Here is a 17699-nt window from a genome sequence, read left to right as displayed (position 1 = left end):
GGACTTAGAGGCCGCCCCAACTTCTTCGAAGCAACAGGGGTTTGCCTCAAAATGACGTCCTCCATGCGCCTCCTCGCGGGGCTGCTCGCCTCGGCCTCCTTCGCCACCATCGCGCACGCAGGCGAAGTTGCCGGCAGCGTTCATGACGCCACCGGCGCCCGCTCCCTGCAGTCGGCCAGCGTGCGCATCGTCGAGCTCGACCGCAGTGTCGAGACCGACCGTTCGGGCCAGTACATCTTCGGCGACGTTCCCGCCGGCACCTACACGCTGGAAGCCCGCTACGTCGGCGCGGAAGTGACGACCCGGTCGGTCACGGTGCCCGCCACCGGCCGCGTGGACGGCAACTTCGACCTCGCCGCGATCGGCGGCGGCGACATTCTCGTCACCGGCCTCACCGCCAACATGACCAGCGCCCTGTCGCGCCAGAAGGCCGCGGACGGGGTCGTCTCGGTCCTCACCCGCGACGCGGTCGGCCAGTTCCCCGACCAGAACGTGGCCGAATCGCTGCGCCGCCTGCCCGGCGTCAACATCCTCAACGACCAGGGCGAAGGCCGCTACGTCTCGGTGCGCGGCCTCGACCCCGAACTCAACGGCACCTCGGTCAACGGTGTGCGCCTGCCTGCGCCTGAATCGGACGTGCGCTCGGTCGCGCTCGACGTGATCTCGTCGGACACCATCCAGTCGATCGAAGTGAAGAAGAGCTTCACCCCCGACATGGACGGCGACTTCATCGGCGCCTCGATCGAGGTGAACACCACCAGCGCCTTCGATTCGAAGAAGAACCGCTATTCGCTGAGCGCCGAAGGCAGCTGGAACGACTATTCGGGCAAGGTCACCCCCAAGGGCGCCTTCGACTTCACCCAGAAGCTGGGCGACGACTTCGGCATCGCCGGCTCGGTCAGCTACTACAAGCGCAAGTTCGAGACCGACAACGTCGAGACCGGCGGCTGGAACGTCGACGACAACGGCAACGCCTGGGCCGAATCGGTCGAATACCGTGACTATGACGTCGAGCGCACCCGCATCAACGCGGCGCTCTCGGCCGACTGGCGCGTCTCGGACACCACCAAGGCCTATATCCGCGGCAACTGGGCACAGTTCGACGACCACGAATACCGCCGCCGCACAACGCTCGACTTCGGCGATTTCGATAACCCCAGCGCCAGCACCGACAGCAGCGCCACGTTCGACGGTTCGGACGAGCGCATCACCGTCCAGCGCGACCTCAAGGACCGCTTCGAGCGCCAGCGCATCCGCTCGGTCTCGCTCGGCAGCGACACCGACACCGGGATCTGGAAGTTCAACTGGATGGCGAGCTACGCCAAGTCCACCGAGAAGGAGACCTTCTCGGTCGACCCGACCCGTTTCCGCGCCCGCTTCAAGAGCGGCACCGTGGTCGATATGGACTACTCGAACACCTACTACCCGACCTACTCGGTCAGCGAAGGCGCCGATACGTTCAACGACGCCTCGCAGTACGCATTCAACAAGACCGAACTGACCACCCTGTCCGACAGCCAGGATCAGGAATGGGCGATCAAGGCCGACCTCGCCCGCACGTTCGCCGGCGACAGCGGCGACTTCACGGTGCAGGCCGGCGGCAAGGCCCGCTGGCGCAAGAAGTCCTACGACTTCAACATGACCTACTATGACCTCGCCGACGATGCCGACTACACGCTGGCCGACGTGCTGGGCAAGCAGACCTACCGCCTGACCGACATGGGCCCGGTCGCCAGCAAGGGCGGCCCCGCCGCCTACCTGCTGGCCAACCCGGACTCGTTCGTGATCAACGATTTCGAGAGCGGCTACAACTCGGCGATCAGCGACTACTCGGTGCGTGAGGACATCATGGCCGGTTATGCCCTCGCCCGCTGGGACAGCGCCACCCTGCGCGTGATCGGCGGCGTGCGCATGGAGCACACCCACAACGCACTCAACGGCAGCCTCGTCACCGACAACGGCGACGATACCTTCACCGTCGATCCGCAGAGCTACAAGCGCAACTACACCAACTGGCTGCCCAGCCTGACCCTGCGTTACAGCCCGCAGCCCAACCTCGTCGCCCGCCTCGCCGGCTACAAGACGGTGGTGCGCCCGAAGCTGTCGGACATGGCTCCGCGCAACACGATCAACGACGACCTCGAGCTGGTGGTCGGCAACCCCGAACTCAAGCCTTACCAGGCCTGGAACTTCGACGCCGGGTTCGAATACTACTTCGCGAACAACGGCGCCCTCACCGTCGGCGGGTTCTACAAGTCGATCAAGGACTACACCTACTCGCTGAACTCGAAGGAATCCGGCACCTACAACGGCATCGCCTATGACGAGATCACCATTCCGATGAACGGCGACACCGCCGAGATCGCCGGTGTGGAAGTCAGCTTCAGCCAGGCCTTCACGATGCTGCCCTCGCCCTTCGACGGCCTGCTGACCCAGCTCAACTACACCTACACTTACGCCCGCGGCACGGTGTTCTCGGATGACGACGGCGTGCAGATTGCCCGCCGCATCTCGCTGCCCAATGCCTCGAAGAACACCTTCAACGCCGTGCTCGGCTACGAGAAGGGCCCGATCAGCCTGCGCGCTGCCGGTACCTTCCGCGACAAGTACCTCGACGAAGTGGGTGATTCCTACGAGACCGACCGTACCGTCAACCAGCACTTCCAGCTGGATCTTTCGGCCAAGTACAAGCTGACCGACAACATCCGCCTCTTCGCGGACTGGGTGAACGTCAACAACGCCAAGTACTTCGCCTACCAGAACCTCGCCGGTGCCAAGCGCGTGCTGCAGTACGAGGAATATGGCTCGACCGTGAAGTTCGGCGCGCGGGTGACCTTCTGATGAAGGCCGCGCTCACGCACATCGCCAGTGTCGTGAAGTTGGGGTCGGGAGCATTGCTCCCGGCCCTCGTGCTTTCGACTATCCTGGGCGGCTGCGCCACCACCGCCACGGCCCCGGCGATCCGCCTTCCTGCCATCGACGTGCCTGCTGCCGGTGAAACCACCCCTGTCGGCACGGCCAATGTCGATGCCGCCGACGATCCGGCAATCTGGCGCAATGCCGCCAATCCCGCCGCCAGCCTGATTCTCGGCACCGACAAGAAGGCCGGGCTCTATGTCTACGGGCTCGACGGCAAGGTGCGCGATTTCGCGGCGGCAGGCGCGCTCAACAACGTGGACCTGCGCGAAGTGCGCCGCGGCGGCGTCACGACGATCCTCGTCGGTGCCAGCGACCGTACCGACCGCGCCGAACCGCGCATCGCCCTGTTCGCGCTCGATGGCGCCAGCGGCAAGCTCACCCCGCTGGGCGCGGAAACCTTCCTGCCCGCCGGACATGCCCCTGCCGAGGCTTATGGCTTCTGCATGGGCAGCGCACTGGCTTCGGGCGAACTCGCGCGCGCTTATGTCGTGCTCAAGGACGGTTCAGTCGCTGAAAGCCGCCTGATCGAACGCGAGGGCCGCATCGCGGCGGACTACGTGCGCCTCGTGAAGTTCGCGACGCAATCGGAAGGCTGCGTGGTCGACGATGCCGGCAAGGTGCTGTTCGTTGCCGAGGAGGACGTCGGCATCTGGAAGGTTCCCCTCGCCGGGGACAGGCTGGTCCCCGAAGCCTTCGCCAAAGTCGGGGCAGCGGACGGTCTCGTCGCCGACGTCGAAGGTCTTGCGGTTGCCCGCGAAGACGGCGGGCGGGCATGGCTGGTCGCATCGAGCCAGGGCGACAGTGCCTATGCCCTGTTCGACCTCGGCACCGGCAAGCCTGCCGGACGCTTCCGCATCGATGGCGGCGCCCTTGGCGGCACCAGCGATACCGACGGCATCGAGGTCGCGCTCGGCGATTTTGGCCCTGCCTATCCCGAGGGCCTGATGATGGCGCAGGACGGCGACAACGCCCCCCATGCGCAGAACTTCAAGCTGCTCTCGTGGCGCGCGATCCGCAGTGCCCTGGCGCTCGACTGACCCCTGTTCGATCCTGGCCGGTCGCGTGCAAGCCGCGCGACCGGCTTGAGACTCGGCGGTGATCCGGGGTAAACGGCCAATGATGGTACGGAAATCGAATCGTACGAATCGGGCGTCGGCCCCGACCGCGCTGGTCTTGGCCGCGCTGACCCCGGCTGTGCTGGTCCTGGCCGCGACGGGCATGCCCGGTCTTGCCCGGGCCGACGTCCTGCAGATCGGCTCCGGCGGCGATTACCAGTGGGTGGCCGGCGGCCCCGCCCGCAGCTCCGCCGATCCGCTCAATCCCGGTGCCTCCCTCAACCCGGGCGCCGCTTCCGCCGCCAATCCGGATGGCGTCACGACGGTGGAATTTGCCGATGGCGCGTCCGCCAACGCCGGCCCGCCGACCGACGTGGAAGCCGCCACGCTCCACCCGCTCTCGATCACCGATGCACTCGATGCCGCAGGCCCTACCCGCTGGCGCCTGCGGGTCGCCCAGCTTGCCGCCAAGTACGACATCAGCCCGAGCCTGCTCGAAGCGGTCGTCTGGCAGGAAAGCCGCTGGAACGAACTGGCGGTGTCGCCGGTCGGCGCGCGCGGCCTCACGCAGCTGATGCCCGGCACCGCGGCGCAGATGGGGGTGAATGCCGGCGATCCGATGGCCAATCTCGAAGGCGGCGCGCGGTACCTGCGCATGCAGCTCGATGCCTTCGGCGGTGATATCGAAAAGGCGCTGGCCGCCTACAATGCGGGCCCCGGCCGCGTGCAGAAGGCCGGCGGCATTCCCAACATCCGCGAAACCCGCGCCTATGTCGCCTCGATCATGGCGCGGCTGGCGGAACCGGTCCGCCAGTAGCAGGGGGGCGAGGCGCCCGCCAGGGGGCGCCCCGAATGCCCCAGATCAGCCCAGCAACCGGCTGGCGATCTTGCGCACGTCCTCGCCCATGTCCGCGCGGTCGAGCGCGATGGCGAGCGTGGCTTCGACGAATCCGACCTTCGAACCGCAGTCGAACCGCTGGCCCTGGAAGGTGACGGCATGGAACGGCTGGACGCCGATCAGCTTGGCCATCGAATCGGTCAGCTGGATCTCGCCGCCCGCGCCCTTGCCCTGATTGGCGAGCAGGTCCATCACTTCGGGCTGGAGGATGTAGCGGCCCGAGACGATCTTGTTCGAGGGGGCTTCCGCCACCTTGGGCTTTTCGACCAGCCCCTTCACTTCGGTCAGCGCACCGCGGCATTCGCCCGGTGCGATCACGCCGTAGCTCGACACTTCCTCCATCGGCACTTCCAGCACCGAGACAAGGTTGCCGCCCACTTCGTTGTAGGCCTCGACCATCTGCGCCATGCAACCGGGCGAGCCGTACATGAGTTCATCGGGCAGGAAGATCGCGAAAGGCTCGTCGCCGATGACCGCCCGCGCGCACCAGACCGCATGGCCAAGGCCGAGCGGCACCTGCTGGCGCACGGTCACCAGATTGCCCGGCTGGATCCGGGTCGGTTCGAGCGGATCGAGCGACTTGCCGCGCGCGGTCATCGTCGCCTCGAGCTCGTAAGCCGTATCGAAATGTTCGACTATCGCGGTCTTGCCGCGCCCCGTCACGAAGACGAACTCCTCGATTCCCGCCTCGCGCGCCTCGTCCACCGCGTATTGAATCAGCGGACGGTCGACGACCGGCAGAAGTTCCTTCGGAATGGCCTTGGTTGCAGGAAGAAAGCGCGTGCCGAGACCGGCAACGGGAAACACGGCTTTGCGGACGGGTTTTTTAAACTGAGGCGCAGACATGGTTTATGGTCTGACTCCATTTGGTTACATTGCTATTAAAGCCGCTTCGCAGTTGCAGCGCAACAGTCCATCCTGCTTTCTCCGAGCCGTGCTTGCTGCGCGGCCAAATCCCTTTAAAGAGCAGGCAATGGACAAGATCATCATCGAAGGCGGCAAGCGCCTCTCCGGCACCATCCCCGTTTCCGGCGCCAAGAACGCGGCGCTGACGCTGCTGCCCTGCGCGTTGCTCACCGAAGAGCCGCTGACGCTGCGCAACCTGCCGCGTCTGGCGGACATCGACGGGTTCCAGCACCTGATGAACCAGTTCGGCATCTCGACGATGATCGCCGGCAGCCGCCCGGAAGACTTCGGCCGGGTGATGACGCTGCAGGCGACCCGCATCACCAGTTCGGTGGCGCCCTACGACCTGGTGCGCAAGATGCGCGCCTCGATCCTCGTGCTGGGCCCCATGCTCGCCCGCATGGGCGAGGCAACCGTCTCGCTGCCCGGCGGCTGCGCGATCGGCAACCGCCCGATCGACCTGCACCTGAAGGCGCTTGAAGCGCTCGGCGCGCAGATCGAACTGGCCGCCGGCTACGTCCGCGCCATTGCCCCTGACGGCGGCCTGCCCGGCGGGCGTTATTCGTTCCCGGTGGTATCCGTCGGCGCGACCGAGAACGCGCTGATGACCGCCGTGCTGTGCAAGGGCAAGTCCACCCTGCACAACGCCGCGCGCGAGCCCGAGATCGTCGACTTGTGCAACCTGCTGGTCGCCATGGGCGCCCAGATCGAGGGCATCGGCACCTCGGACATCACCATCCACGGGGTCGAACGCCTGCACGGCGCCACCTACATGGTGATGCCCGACCGCATCGAAGCGGGCTCCTATGCCTGCGCGGCGGCCATCACCGGCGGTGAAGTCACGCTCAAGGGTGCCCGCATCGAGGAGATGGAAGCCACCGTGCAGGCCCTGCGCGACGCCGGTGTCCATGTCGAGGCGACCGCTGCCGGTCTTCACGTCGCCGCCGATGGCCCGCTGAAGCCCGTCACTCTCTCGACCGCGCCCTACCCGGGCTTCGCCACCGACATGCAGGCCCAGCTCATGGCCCTGCTGTGCCGCGCCGAAGGTTCCAGCGTGCTGACCGAGACGATCTTCGAGAACCGCTACATGCACGTTCCCGAGCTCAACCGCATGGGCGCGCATATCGAGACCAAGGGCCGCACCGCGATCGTTCACGGCGTTCCCAAGCTGACCGGCGCCGAAGTCATGGCGACCGACCTTCGCGCCTCGATGAGCCTGGTGATCGCCGGGCTTGCCGCCGAAGGCGAAACCCAGGTCCATCGCCTCTATCACCTCGACCGCGGTTATGAGCGGCTTGAGGAAAAGCTGGCTCTGGTCGGCGCGCAGATCGAACGGGTCGGCGGAGACTGAGGCAACCGTCCCCGGATCTTGACGTTGCTCCACGTGGAACATGGCGCGCCGCCCTTCCGGCAGGCGCGCCGCCACCAAGAGGAGCAGGACCGATGGGACTCATCAAGATGGCCGTTGCCGGTGCCGCCGGCTACGCGCTCTACAAGTACGCGACGCGCGATCAGGACGAACCGCTGGCAGCCACCGCCGGCGGACAGGACGCCGCCCATCCGGTGCGCGATGCCGGCCCGGAAAGCATGAAGACGCAGCCCAAGCGCTGGTCGAAGACAGACGAGGCGATCGACGAAAGCTTCCCGGCCAGCGATCCCCCGGCGACGTACTGATCCGCTTCCCCCTTCCCACGAAAAAGGGCGACCAGCCGGCTGGCTGGCCGCCCTTTTTCGTGGGAAGGGGGCTACCGGAACGCGAAGGCCGGCGAACCGAAGCCGCCTTGCCGATACGGTCGGCGCATAAGCCGCTCCGGCCGGATCAGCCCAGCAGGTGGCGGGCGGCGCGGTCCAGCAGCACTTCGTCGTCCGTGACTTCGCCGAGCAGGATGACCTGCCCCGCCTCGTCGCGGCGGGCGACGAGAATGCTGAACTCGCTGTCCTTGCCGACTTCGCTCAAGGCCTTGGGCGAAAGCGCACGCAGCCCCTTGGCCATGCGCTCGCGGCGAGTCTCGCCTTGCTCGGCGCGCTCGGTCTCCTCGCGGCGCTGGCGGCGCTCGTCGCGCACCACCGCCTTGATGCCGCCGGGCTGCGCGGTGAGAAATGACGTCAAGGCGCCGCGCTCCAGCCCCAGCCGCTGGCCATGGGCAATCACCGAAGCAAACTCGGTGAGCCGCGTCTTGTCGTAATCGACGCCGAACACCAGCTTGACCAAAGGCACCAGCGGCGCGCGTTCCTGCACCTTGAGGCCGGCATCCTCCAGCAGTTCGGCCAGTTCTTCCGGCGCGTCGGCCGCCGCCAGCACGAAGTCGTAGGCCCGGCCGATCGCGGCGTAGAGCGCCTGGCGCGAGCGGTCCTCGCAGCCCATCGCCGCCTGCGCCAGTTCGCGCGCGGACGCGAGCCAGTCGGCCAGTTCCATATCGGCGGTCAGTTCGAAGATGTCCGATTCGTCGAAACGGGCGTCCTGTTCGTCAGTGACCATGTAGGCATCGAGCGGCATCATTCCGGCATCGATCGTGGCATCGGTGTCCAGCGCGGTGTCCACCTCGCCAAAAGCCACCGCCGGCAGCCCGGCCGATTCCGCCAGCGATCGTTCCCCGCCCCGGCCATTGGCCGGACCGTCCGCCCAGGCCCCGCGCGGCGGCGGCGCCCGCAGCGGCATGCGCAGGCCGAGAGTCTCGTCGACCTGGCGCAGCAGCGCATCGGTGCTCGCCTGGTCGGCCATCTCCTTCCAGTTGATGACGCCGTAGATGCAGTCGATCTGCGCATCATCTTGCGAGAACGGCAGCAGGATGCCGCGATAGAGGATCGTCACCCCGCGCAGATTGACGAATTCCGCCTCGAATCCGATCGGCGCCTGATTGGCGAGAATCTGCATGTAATGGTCGGTGATACGCGAAAGCAGCGAGCGGCTGGGCACCTCGGCCAGACTGCGAATCGACTGTTCGACACCGCATTCCTCGGCGAGTAGCCCCCCGAGCCAGCCGATCTTCGGATTGTCGATGCCGGCCGAGAAGTCCAGCAGGACGCTGTAGGGACCAAAATCGGGGTGCTGCTCGGGACGCAGGCTGGAAACGTCGGGGAACTGGCGCTCACCCAGCAGGCTGGCCCAGAAATTGTAGGCCCGCACCTGCATGCGCCGCTCGTCCCCCGGCACCACCGCCGAGCGGGTTTCATAGCCGCTGTCCGCCCCCACCGAACCGTAGGCGCTGTCCGCTCCGTCCGAAGTGGCGAAATCGCCACGCACCGTGTCCATCGTCGGAATACCCCATTTCCAAGGCTTCCGATTGTGCCTCAACGTGGTGAATCAATATTTAAGATGGCGCCCGGGGCATGAAGGGTGATTCCTTCCGCCTCAACGCGGGCGCAAGACCCCTTCCCCGGGGCGAGGCATCGGCGCCAGGAAGCGCAGGAGCACGAACGAGACGAACAGCGTTGCGGCGCCGCCGTGGAGAGCAAAGGGAATGCCCCTGCCGTCGGCCAGCGAGCCCCAGGTCCAGGCGCCCAGCGCCATGCCGCCAAACGTCACCGCCTGGTAGATCGACAGGCAGCGCCCCAGCACCGCGTCGGGCGAACGCATCTGCACGGCCGTGTTGATCGTGGTCAGGATCAGCACCCAGCTGATTCCGGCGAGGAACGCCGAAGGCATGGCCGCGACCAGGCTCTGTGCGGCTGCGGCGACCAGCAGGGCGGTGATGTAGAGAGCCGATCCCAGCATGAGGATGCCCTCCAGCCCCAGCCTTCGCCGGATCGGCCCGATCGACGGTGCCGCCAGGATCGAACCGATGCCGAACAGGCCCAGCATGATGCCATAGTCGACCTCCCGCCCATGCAGCGATTCGTGCACCACGCCGGGCAGCAGCGACTGGAACGTCGCCAGGCAGAAGCCCAGGGCGAAACCGCGGATGAGGATGCGCCGCAAGGGCACCGAACGCGCGCAGAACGCCATGCCCGCAGCGACTGCGGGCAGGATCGGCCGGGCATCGATCTTGCGCGGCTCGGGCCGCCACCACAGCAGCACGGCGATCAAGCCGACGTAACTCACCGCGTTGATCGCGAAGGCAAAGGCCGGATTCCAGATCGAGATCAGCAGCCCGCCCAGCGCCGGGCCGATCGAGCGGGCGATGTTGAACGAGATCGAGTTGAGCGCGATCGCCTGCGGCAGTTGCTGATGATCGACCTGCTGGCGCACCGAGGCCTGCCAGGCGGGCGAATTGAGCGCGGTACCGGTGCCCACCCCCAGCGTGAAGGTCAGCAGCAGCAGCGGCGTCAGCCACCCGGCATAGGCCATGACCGCCAGCAGCGCGGAAACCACCAGCATCGCCACCTGCGACACCAGCATGACCACCCGGCGGTCGTAGTTGTCGGCAATCGCTCCGGCAAAGACGCCCAGCAGCATGATCGGAACCGTCGCAGAGGCCTGGACCAGCGCGACCAGTTGGTGCGAGGGCGTCAGTTCGGTCATCAACCAGGCCGCGCCGACACTCTGCAGGGTGGAGCCGAGGTTCGAGAACAGGTTGGCGATCCAGATCGCGCGGAAAACCGGGTAGCGGAACGGCGAAAACGTCCCGTTGGCAGGCGGCGGCACCAATCCGGCGGTTGCCGAATCGACGACCTCCCCGACCAGTTCCTCGATGGTGTCGTGCGCCTTGGTCACGGCTCCAGCGCTAGGCGGCGTGGACAGCGACGGCAAGAGCGGCGCGGTGGATCACAGCAGATATCGCATGCGGATATCCAGGTTCTGGGCCGCCGCACCCAGATCGAAGGCCGCCTTGTCGAATCGCGGCGGCCCCATCCGCACCGGCGCATCGCGCGAAAACCCATAGCCCTCGCGCGGGATCGCCATCGTGGTGTCGAGGCGGCCATTGCCATTCTCGTCGTGAATCAGCGAAATGGCGTAGCGTCCCTGCGGCACCGCGCCGAAATCGAGGCGAACCGGTCCCGTCTCCCCGCTACCCGACAGGGCTACGGTCAGCTTTCGGGCCTGCGGATCCTTGCTGCAGTCGGGAAAGGCGCGCGGGTTGGTGGTGAGGCAGGCCAGGATCTGCCCCTTGTGCGAACGCAGGCCGGTCACGGTGACGCCGACTTGCGTCGGTCCCGCCGCGGCCCCGCAGGCCAGCACCGCGCCGCCGATCAGGGCCGCGACAGCCCCCGGTCGGTTCCGCACAGATGATCCCAGAACCGGAAGTAGAGACCGTAATTGCATCGATAGTTCTCGTGATGGCGGTGGTGGTGGCTGGCGGTGATGAGCCAGTGGCCGAAGCGGGATTCGACCAGGCGGCGGGGGAACATCTCCCAGCCCATGTGATTGGCGATTCCCATGACGGTCATGATCGTCAGCACCATGGCCAGCATGGCGACGTGAATCGGGATGAGGAACACCAGCACCGGGATCACGAAAGCACCGCTCAGCGCCTCCAGCGGATGAAAGCTCATCGCCGCCCAGGCGGTCGGCGGGCGGCTGGCGTGGTGGACCGCATGCATGAGGCGAAACACGCGGGGACGGTGCATCCAGCGGTGGGTCCAGTAGAACCAGGTGTCGTGCAGGAACAGGTAGAGGAACAGCGAGACCGGCATCCACCAGAGCGGATGGGTCGCCGCATTTGCGTGCCCGGCATCGCCGTAGATCCGCGTCCAGCCGTGGGCCTGCCAGCCCCAGGCGACCACGCCCGAAGGAATCCCGTAGATCGCGCAAGACGCCAGCGACCAGCCGATCTCGCTGCGGATCTGGCGCGTCCTGCCGTGATAGAGACCCGGCCGCATTCTGCCGGTGATCCAGGCGAAGATCCCGGAGGTCGCCAGATAGCGCAGGCCGACGATCGCGGTCATGACGACCGCCGAACCGCACAGAGCCCAGAGGCCGGGGCCAAGACCAGAACCGGGATCGGGACCGGAGATCACGTGCCCGCCGCCTCACCCGGAACGATGATAGGGATGGCCCGCCAGGATCGCGGTGGCGCGCCAGAGCTGCTCGGCCAGCATGGCGCGCACCATCAGGTGCGGCCAGGTCATGCGGCCGAAACAGAGCAAATGGTCGGCCCTGGCGCGGGCTTCGTCGCCGTGCCCGTCCGCCGCACCGATCAGGAAGCGGCATTCACGCACGCCTTCATCGCGCCAGCGGCCGAGCAGTTCGGCAAATTCCTCCGAACTCATCAGCTTGCCGCGTTCGTCGAGCAGGACCTCGCGCACCGGCGTCTGCACGGGCGGCGGCACTTTGCCGCCGACGTCGGGCAGTTCGCTGTGCTTGAAAGGCCAGGTGATGCGCTTGGCATAGCGATCGAGCAGCTCGGCCTCGGGCGAGCGGGCGATCTTGCCGCGGGCGATGACATGGAGAAGCATCTCTCCTCCATCGCCCTCCGAAGCGGGTCGCGCAAGCCCTTCCCGGCGCGCGACCGGCTGGCGCGGAGCAGGTGCGCCAGTACCGTTTCAATGCCCCGGCCACCGTCGCGGCCGGGTTGCGGATTCACCGTCGGAACAGATCCGGACGACGAATCAGGCGGCGCCCGAAGGACCGTCGAAGCCCCACATGCGCTCGAGGTTGTAGAAGCTGCGCACTTCCGGGCGGAACAGGTGCACGACGACGCCGCCGGCATCCACCAGCACCCAGTCGGCAGCCGGCAGGCCTTCGACGCGGGCATGGCCGAAACCGCCGTGCTTGAGACGTTCGCCAAGCTTCTGCGCCATCGCCGCCACCTGGCGGGTCGAACGGCCCGAGGCGATCACCATGTATTCGGCGATGCTCGACTTGCCTTCGAGGTCGATGGTCACGATGTCCTGCGCCTGATCATCGTCAAGGCTCTGCAGGACGAGGGCCAATTGCGGGTCATCGGACTCGACAGTGGCCGGGGGCGTAGCGCCGGTTTGTTCCGGCTGTATCTGTGCCTGTGGCATCTAGAGGGTTACTGCTCCTTTCTCACGATCACGCATGACAGGGTGCGGGCACCCCGTCAGTTGCGATCTCACTTTTGATATGCGGACGTGCGAGAGAAGGGCGAAACGCCTGCTCACGCTGCATGTCCGGGGATGCGGTGGTACGTGACACCATCTCGAATGAAGTCAGCTCGCGAAAGTCGTTCCATCGACTTGCGGGCCCACTCCGGATCGGCCTGGCGAATAGCCGTGGCCGACCGCGCATCGGGGTCGAATCGCAATGTCACCAGCGCAGGTGCGCTCCACCTTTCCGGACTGCGAAAGCTGGACTGGGACCTCCGGAATCTTCCCAGCCAGGCCATCGCGGGGCTCGCGATAGCGGCACCATCATACCCCGGACGGGCAATTACCGCAATCGGCATGAGTCGGGCGATCGTCCGCCAGTCCTTCCAGCGGTGGAATTGCGCCAGATTGTCCGCCCCCATCAGCCACACGAAGCGCCGGTGCGGATAGCGCCGGACCAGTGCGCGCAGGGTATCGACGGTGTAGCGGGTCCCCAGTTCCCGCTCGATCGCGGTCACCCGGATTCGCGCACGCCGCGCCTGCCGCCTGGCCGATGCCACCCGCGCGGCAAGCGGCGCCATGCCCGCTTTCGGCTTCAGCGGATTGCCGGGGGAAACCAGCCACCAGACCTCATCCAGCCCCAGCGCCTCGGCCGTGAACAGGCTGATGCGCCGGTGGCCGCCGTGGGCCGGATTGAAACTGCCCCCCAGCAGCCCGGTAATCGGGCCCGAACCGCGCACGACGGGTCCCGTCAGGGCCGCGCCTGCCCCGTGCCGCGTACCAGCCACTTGTAGGTGGTCAGCCCTTCCAGCGCGACCGGACCGCGCGCGTGGAGACGACCCGTGGCGATGCCGATCTCGGCGCCGAGCCCGAACTCGCCGCCATCGGCGAACTGGCTGGAGGCATTGACCATCACGATCGCGCTGTCGACTTCGGCAAGGAACCGCTCGGCCGCCGCCGCATCCCCGGTGACGATCGCATCGGTGTGGTGCGAGGAATGCGCCGCGATGTGGTCGAGCGCGGCATCGAGCCCGTCAACCACGGCCACCGACAGCACCGCGTCGAGGTACTCGGTATCCCAGTCCTCGTCGCTGGCGATCAGGACTCGCGGATCGAGCGCCCGCGCACGGGCATCGCCGCGCAGTTCGCACCCGGCATCGAGCAGGCCGCGCACGACCTCGGCAGAGGCCGGGAACTGCGTGTCGAGCAGCAGCGTCTCCATCGAGCCGCAGACGCCGGTGCGCCGCATCTTGGCATTGAGCGCCAGCCGTGCCGCCATCGCGGGATCGGCAGCAGCATGGACGTAGGTATGGCAGATGCCGTCGAGGTGAGCGAGCACCGGCACCCGCGCATCGGCTTGCACGCGCGCGACCAGGCTCTTGCCGCCGCGCGGCACGATCATGTCGATCAGCCCCGCCGCCGTCAGCATCGCCCCCACCGCGGCGCGGTCCTGGGTCGGCAGGAGCTGGATCGCCGCTGCGGGAATCCCGGCAGAGGTCAGCCCCGCGGTCATCGCCGCCATGATCGCCCGGTTCGAATGGAGCGCTTCGCTGCCGCCCCGCAGCAGCGCGGCATTGCCCGAGCGCAGGCAGAGCGCGGCGGCATCGGCCGTCACGTTCGGGCGGCTCTCGTAGATGATGCCGATCAGCCCGATGGGAATGCGCACGCGCGAGAGCTGGAGGCCGTTGGGCCGCTCGCTGGTGGAGATCACCTCGCCCACCGGATCGGCGAGACCGGCGACCTGTTCCACCGCGTCAGCGATCCCGGCAAGGCGGCCGGAATCGAGCCGCAGTCGGTCGAGCATCGCCCCGCTCAGCCCCTTCGCCTCACCTGCGGCGATGTCGAGGGCGTTGGCAGCAAGAATCGCCGGTTCCGCCTGGCGCAGTTCGGCAGCGGCGGCACGCAGGGCAGCGGCCTTCTGCCCGTCGCTGGTCCTGGCCAGTTCGCGCTGGGCCGCCCGGCCGGCCTGCGCGAGCCGGGCGACAAGGGCCTCGGGCGTCTCGGCGGCACGCGCGCCGATCTGGTCGGCGGCAAGAATAGTCTGCTCGGTCATGGCAGCCGCCTAGCATTGTTGCGCCATGCTGTCACCGACCGGACCGAACGATGCGCCGGAGGCGGTTTCGATGCACGTCACGCAACCGTCACGGCAAGGTCAGCCACTGCATTCAGCCTGGATTCATTCAAACTTACGTATGAAATCAGCCAGTTGCGCCTGCGAATCGGGGCGATTTCCACAGGCCTGCGATTCTCGAAATCGAATTCGTTCCCTCGGTTCATCGCAGGGAAGGTCCGACTCATCCTGTTTTTGCAACCAATCGGGGCGAGTCGATTCGCCTTGGGCCCCCTCCCCTGCTACCCGGCCGCCCGGGGTCAGAAAAAAAATTTCCAAAGCGGGGTCGTTTTGAAGTTCATCTCTGCCGGGACGCTGAAATCGCGTCTCCAGGCGGCCTTTCCCGAACGCGAGTTCATCATGCGCTCGCAGGGACAGGTCCGCTTCATCCGTATTTCGTCGCGCATGCAGAAAGTGGCTGCCGGCACGTGTGCCGCGCTGCTCGGCGCATGGTGCGTGTCGATGGGCGCAGTCGCCGTGTCGCAGTTCAGCGCCACCAGCGACCATGCCCTGCTGCGCCTGCGCGAGGCCAAGGTCGCCACGGCCGAGAGCCGCGTGCAGCAGTACCGCGACAATCTCGACGGCACCGTGGATGATCTTGCCCGCCGCCAGAAGTTCATCGAGACCGTGGTCGAAGCCCACATCGGCGACCTGCCCGACGACAAGCAGGCCGGCGAAACCGTGACCGACAGCGCCAGCGAAGCCGCCGAGACGGTGAAGAAGGTCAGCGCGGCCGTGCCCGAGGCCGGCAAGCTGGCCGGGGTGGAAGCCGAACAGCTGGCCTTCGTCGAACGCCTGACCCGCTATGCCGACCGCCGCGCCGCCAGCGCCGCCCAGGCCATCCGCAAGCTCGGCCTCAATCCGAGCGCCATGGCCAATGCCCGCGGCGGCGAAGGTGGTCCGCTCGAAAAGCTGGCAACCGCTGCCGACGGTTCGATCGATCCGCGTTTCCAGCGCCTCGGCCAGAGCCTTGCGCGCATGGATTCGCTGGAGAACGGCCTTGCCTCGATCCCGCAGGTCAGCCCCGCGCACGTCGCCTATGTCTCGTCGAGCTTCGGCTACCGCGCCGATCCCTTCACCGGAGGCGCCGCCTTCCACGCCGGGCTGGACTTCCCCGGCCCGATGGGCTCGCCGATCTATGCCGCCGCCAAGGGGCGCGTGACCTTCGTCGGTCAGCGCCAGGGTTACGGCAACTGCGTGGAGATCAGCCACGGCAACGGTCTGATGACCCGCTACGGCCATCTCTCTGGCTTCAACGTCCGCCCCGGCCAGCTCGTCGACGGCGGAACCCGCATCGCCGCAATGGGCTCGACCGGCCGGTCAACCGGACCGCATCTCCACTTCGAGGTGCGCAACAACAACCGGCCCATGAACCCGCGCACATTCCTCGAGGCCGCCCATAATGTTCAGCAAGAAGCCCGATAACGCCATGGCCAAGACCTTTTCGACCACGACCGCCCGCACCGGCTCCAGCAGCTTTTCGGTGCTCGGCGCGGATACCGCCATCACCGGCAACATCGAAGCCACCGTCGACCTTCACGTCGAAGGCCGCGTCACCGGCGACATCGCCTGCAAGGCGCTCATCCAGGGGGACGCCAGCGAGATCGCCGGCGGCATCAGCGCCGAAAGCGTGCGCATCGCCGGTACCGTGCGCGGCACCATCACCGCCCGCGAGGTGGTGATCCTGCGCACGGCCCGCATCGAGGGCGACGTCGCCTACGACGCGCTCACCATCGAGCAGGGCGCCCGGCTCGAAGGCCGGCTCAACCCGAACGGCGGCCACACCCCGCCGGCCGTCCCGCAGATCACCGACAAGAGCGCGCTGGAACCGGCGGAGTAATCCTCCCGACCAGACATCGGACAAACAAAAAGCCCCGCGACGATTCCTCGTCGCGGGGCTTTTTGTATGTGGCAGCGTGGGAGCCGCGTGGGAGTGGGGCGCGTTTACTCGCCCTGCTCTTCCGCGGCTTCGGCAGCGCGCTTGGCCTGGAGCCAGGCGGCCACTTCGGCTTCCTGCGCGGCTTCCGAAGCGGCGCGCGAGGCAGCGTCACGCTCGGCGCGCAGTTCCTCGATCAGCGCTTCGCGATCGTCGGTCAGACGCTCGTCGTTGCGGCCATCGTCCTCGATACCAGCCTTCTTGGCGGCCTTGAACACGATGAAGTCGAGTTCGCGCTGCGAGCACAGGCCCAGCGTGACCGGGTCCTTCGGCGTGATGTTGGCGATGTTCCAGTGCGAACGGTCGCGGATCGCGGCGATGGTGTTGCGGGTCGTGCCGATCAGCTTGCCGATCTGCGCGTCCGACACCTCGGGGTGGTTGCGCAGGATCCAGGCGATGCCGTCCGGCTTGTCCTGGCGCTTCGACACCGGCGTATAGCGCGGGCCCTTGGTACGGTTGGAGGTGACCGGGATCTTGTGCATGCGGAGCTTGTACTCCGGGTTTGCCTGACCCTTCTCGATCTCTTCCATGGTCAGTTCGCCCGAACGCACGGGATCGCGTCCGGTATACTTGCTGGATGCCAGATCGTCGGCCATCGCCTGCACTTCGAGCATGTGCAGGCCGCAGAACTCGGCGATCTGCTCAAAGGTCAACGCGGTGCTGTCGACCAGCCAGGAGGCGGTCGCGTGCGGCATCAGCGGAGTGGGCTGGCTCATGTCTCTATCTCCGGCGGAAACAATAAGGGCCGCCCCTTTGCGGAGCGGCCGTACGGGCCCGATTTAGGGAAACTTTGCGCTTTGGGCAAGCAAAAGGCTTGGTTTCATCCCTTCGATCGCGCGCGAATTTGAAACGACTTGGCAAAAACCGGCCACGATCGCCGGAAGACTTGCCGGCGTGCGCAATGAAAATGCGCCGCCACGCATTTTCCGCAGGAGACCGGCCTGC

At 66.9% G+C, this 17699-nt stretch carries 17 protein-coding genes; 7 read left to right on the top strand and 10 right to left on the bottom strand.

The window, feature by feature from the left end; all coding sequences use genetic code 11:
• Positions 1-51 precede the first annotated feature (51 nt).
• The 3 genes from OKA11_RS08020 to OKA11_RS08010 all read left to right on the top strand — a co-directional run bounded on the left by OKA11_RS08020 (position 52) and on the right by OKA11_RS08010 (position 4791).
• Positions 52-2841: a TonB-dependent receptor gene (locus OKA11_RS08020; protein WP_267219694.1), complete on the top strand. Its 2790-nt coding sequence runs from the start codon at positions 52-54 to the stop codon at positions 2839-2841.
• The gene (locus OKA11_RS08015) at positions 2841-3956 is read left to right on the top strand and encodes a phytase (RefSeq protein WP_267219692.1); all 1116 of its coding nucleotides are present in this window, start codon (positions 2841-2843) and stop codon (positions 3954-3956) included. Before OKA11_RS08020 ends, OKA11_RS08015 begins: the two co-directional genes overlap by 1 nt.
• Before the next feature lie 181 nt (positions 3957-4137).
• The gene (locus tag OKA11_RS08010; RefSeq protein ID WP_267219736.1) at positions 4138-4791 is read left to right on the top strand and encodes a lytic transglycosylase domain-containing protein; all 654 of its coding nucleotides are present in this window, start codon (positions 4138-4140) and stop codon (positions 4789-4791) included.
• Positions 4792-4836: 45 nt separating this feature from the next.
• On the opposite strand, the gene OKA11_RS08005 is transcribed toward OKA11_RS08010, so the two are convergent.
• Positions 4837-5718, bottom strand: coding sequence for a UTP--glucose-1-phosphate uridylyltransferase (locus OKA11_RS08005; protein WP_267219691.1), 882 nt, complete (start codon positions 5716-5718; stop codon positions 4837-4839).
• A gap of 127 nt (positions 5719-5845) precedes the next feature.
• Here OKA11_RS08005 and murA point away from each other — a divergent pair, with 127 nt between their 5' ends.
• A complete protein-coding gene (murA, locus tag OKA11_RS08000) occupies positions 5846-7129 on the top strand; it encodes a UDP-N-acetylglucosamine 1-carboxyvinyltransferase (RefSeq protein WP_267219690.1) in 1284 nt (427 codons plus the stop codon).
• Positions 7130-7221: 92 nt separating this feature from the next.
• The gene (locus OKA11_RS07995; protein ID WP_267219689.1) at positions 7222-7452 is read left to right on the top strand and encodes a hypothetical protein; all 231 of its coding nucleotides are present in this window, start codon (positions 7222-7224) and stop codon (positions 7450-7452) included.
• Between the two features lie 145 nt (positions 7453-7597).
• On the opposite strand, the gene OKA11_RS07990 is transcribed toward OKA11_RS07995, so the two are convergent.
• The 8 genes from OKA11_RS07990 to OKA11_RS07955 all read right to left on the bottom strand — a co-directional run bounded on the left by OKA11_RS07990 (position 7598) and on the right by OKA11_RS07955 (position 14761).
• A complete protein-coding gene (locus OKA11_RS07990) occupies positions 7598-9031 on the bottom strand; it encodes a PAS domain-containing protein (RefSeq protein ID WP_267219687.1) in 1434 nt (477 codons plus the stop codon).
• A gap of 99 nt (positions 9032-9130) precedes the next feature.
• Entirely contained in the window at positions 9131-10432 is a 1302-nt protein-coding gene (locus OKA11_RS07985) for an MFS transporter (protein ID WP_267219686.1), read from the bottom strand.
• 51 nt (positions 10433-10483) lie between these two features.
• Entirely contained in the window at positions 10484-10942 is a 459-nt protein-coding gene (locus tag OKA11_RS07980) for a DUF2141 domain-containing protein (RefSeq protein WP_379489308.1), read from the bottom strand.
• On the bottom strand, positions 10909-11604 hold the full coding sequence (locus OKA11_RS07975) for a sterol desaturase family protein (RefSeq protein ID WP_267219734.1): 696 nt from the start codon (positions 11602-11604) through the stop codon (positions 10909-10911). The genes OKA11_RS07980 and OKA11_RS07975 overlap by 34 nt, the downstream gene beginning before the upstream one ends.
• 84 nt (positions 11605-11688) lie before the next feature.
• A complete protein-coding gene (locus OKA11_RS07970) occupies positions 11689-12114 on the bottom strand; it encodes a 23S rRNA (pseudouridine(1915)-N(3))-methyltransferase RlmH (RefSeq protein ID WP_267219685.1) in 426 nt (141 codons plus the stop codon).
• A 153-nt stretch (positions 12115-12267) separates the two neighbouring features.
• Positions 12268-12666, bottom strand: a complete 399-nt coding sequence (gene rsfS, locus OKA11_RS07965) for a ribosome silencing factor (RefSeq protein ID WP_142636665.1) — start codon at positions 12664-12666, stop codon at positions 12268-12270.
• 113 nt (positions 12667-12779) lie between these two features.
• The gene (locus tag OKA11_RS07960; protein WP_267219684.1) at positions 12780-13448 is read right to left on the bottom strand and encodes a nicotinate-nucleotide adenylyltransferase; all 669 of its coding nucleotides are present in this window, start codon (positions 13446-13448) and stop codon (positions 12780-12782) included.
• 11 nt (positions 13449-13459) lie between these two features.
• A complete protein-coding gene (locus tag OKA11_RS07955; RefSeq protein WP_267219682.1) occupies positions 13460-14761 on the bottom strand; it encodes a glutamate-5-semialdehyde dehydrogenase in 1302 nt (433 codons plus the stop codon).
• Positions 14762-15109: 348 nt separating this feature from the next.
• On the opposite strand from OKA11_RS07955, the gene OKA11_RS07950 reads away from it, so the two are divergent.
• Together OKA11_RS07950 and OKA11_RS07945 are read left to right on the top strand one after the other, a co-directional pair.
• Positions 15110-16243 (top strand): M23 family metallopeptidase, encoded by a 1134-nt coding sequence (locus OKA11_RS07950; RefSeq protein ID WP_267219680.1) that lies wholly within the window; start codon positions 15110-15112, stop codon positions 16241-16243.
• Positions 16244-16247: 4 nt separating this feature from the next.
• Positions 16248-16658, top strand: coding sequence for a bactofilin family protein (locus OKA11_RS07945; RefSeq protein WP_267219679.1), 411 nt, complete (start codon positions 16248-16250; stop codon positions 16656-16658).
• A 104-nt stretch (positions 16659-16762) separates the two neighbouring features.
• On the opposite strand, the gene OKA11_RS07940 is transcribed toward OKA11_RS07945, so the two are convergent.
• Positions 16763-17470 carry a DUF1013 domain-containing protein gene (locus OKA11_RS07940; protein ID WP_142636659.1) on the bottom strand — a complete coding sequence of 236 codons (708 nt, stop codon included), beginning with the start codon at positions 17468-17470 and terminating at the stop codon, positions 16763-16765.
• Positions 17471-17699 lie beyond the last annotated feature (229 nt).

The organism is Novosphingobium clariflavum (assembly GCF_026420865.1).
Lineage (GTDB): Bacteria > Pseudomonadota > Alphaproteobacteria > Sphingomonadales > Sphingomonadaceae > Novosphingobium > Novosphingobium clariflavum.
This window is presented reverse-complemented; position numbering and strand designations above follow the sequence as displayed.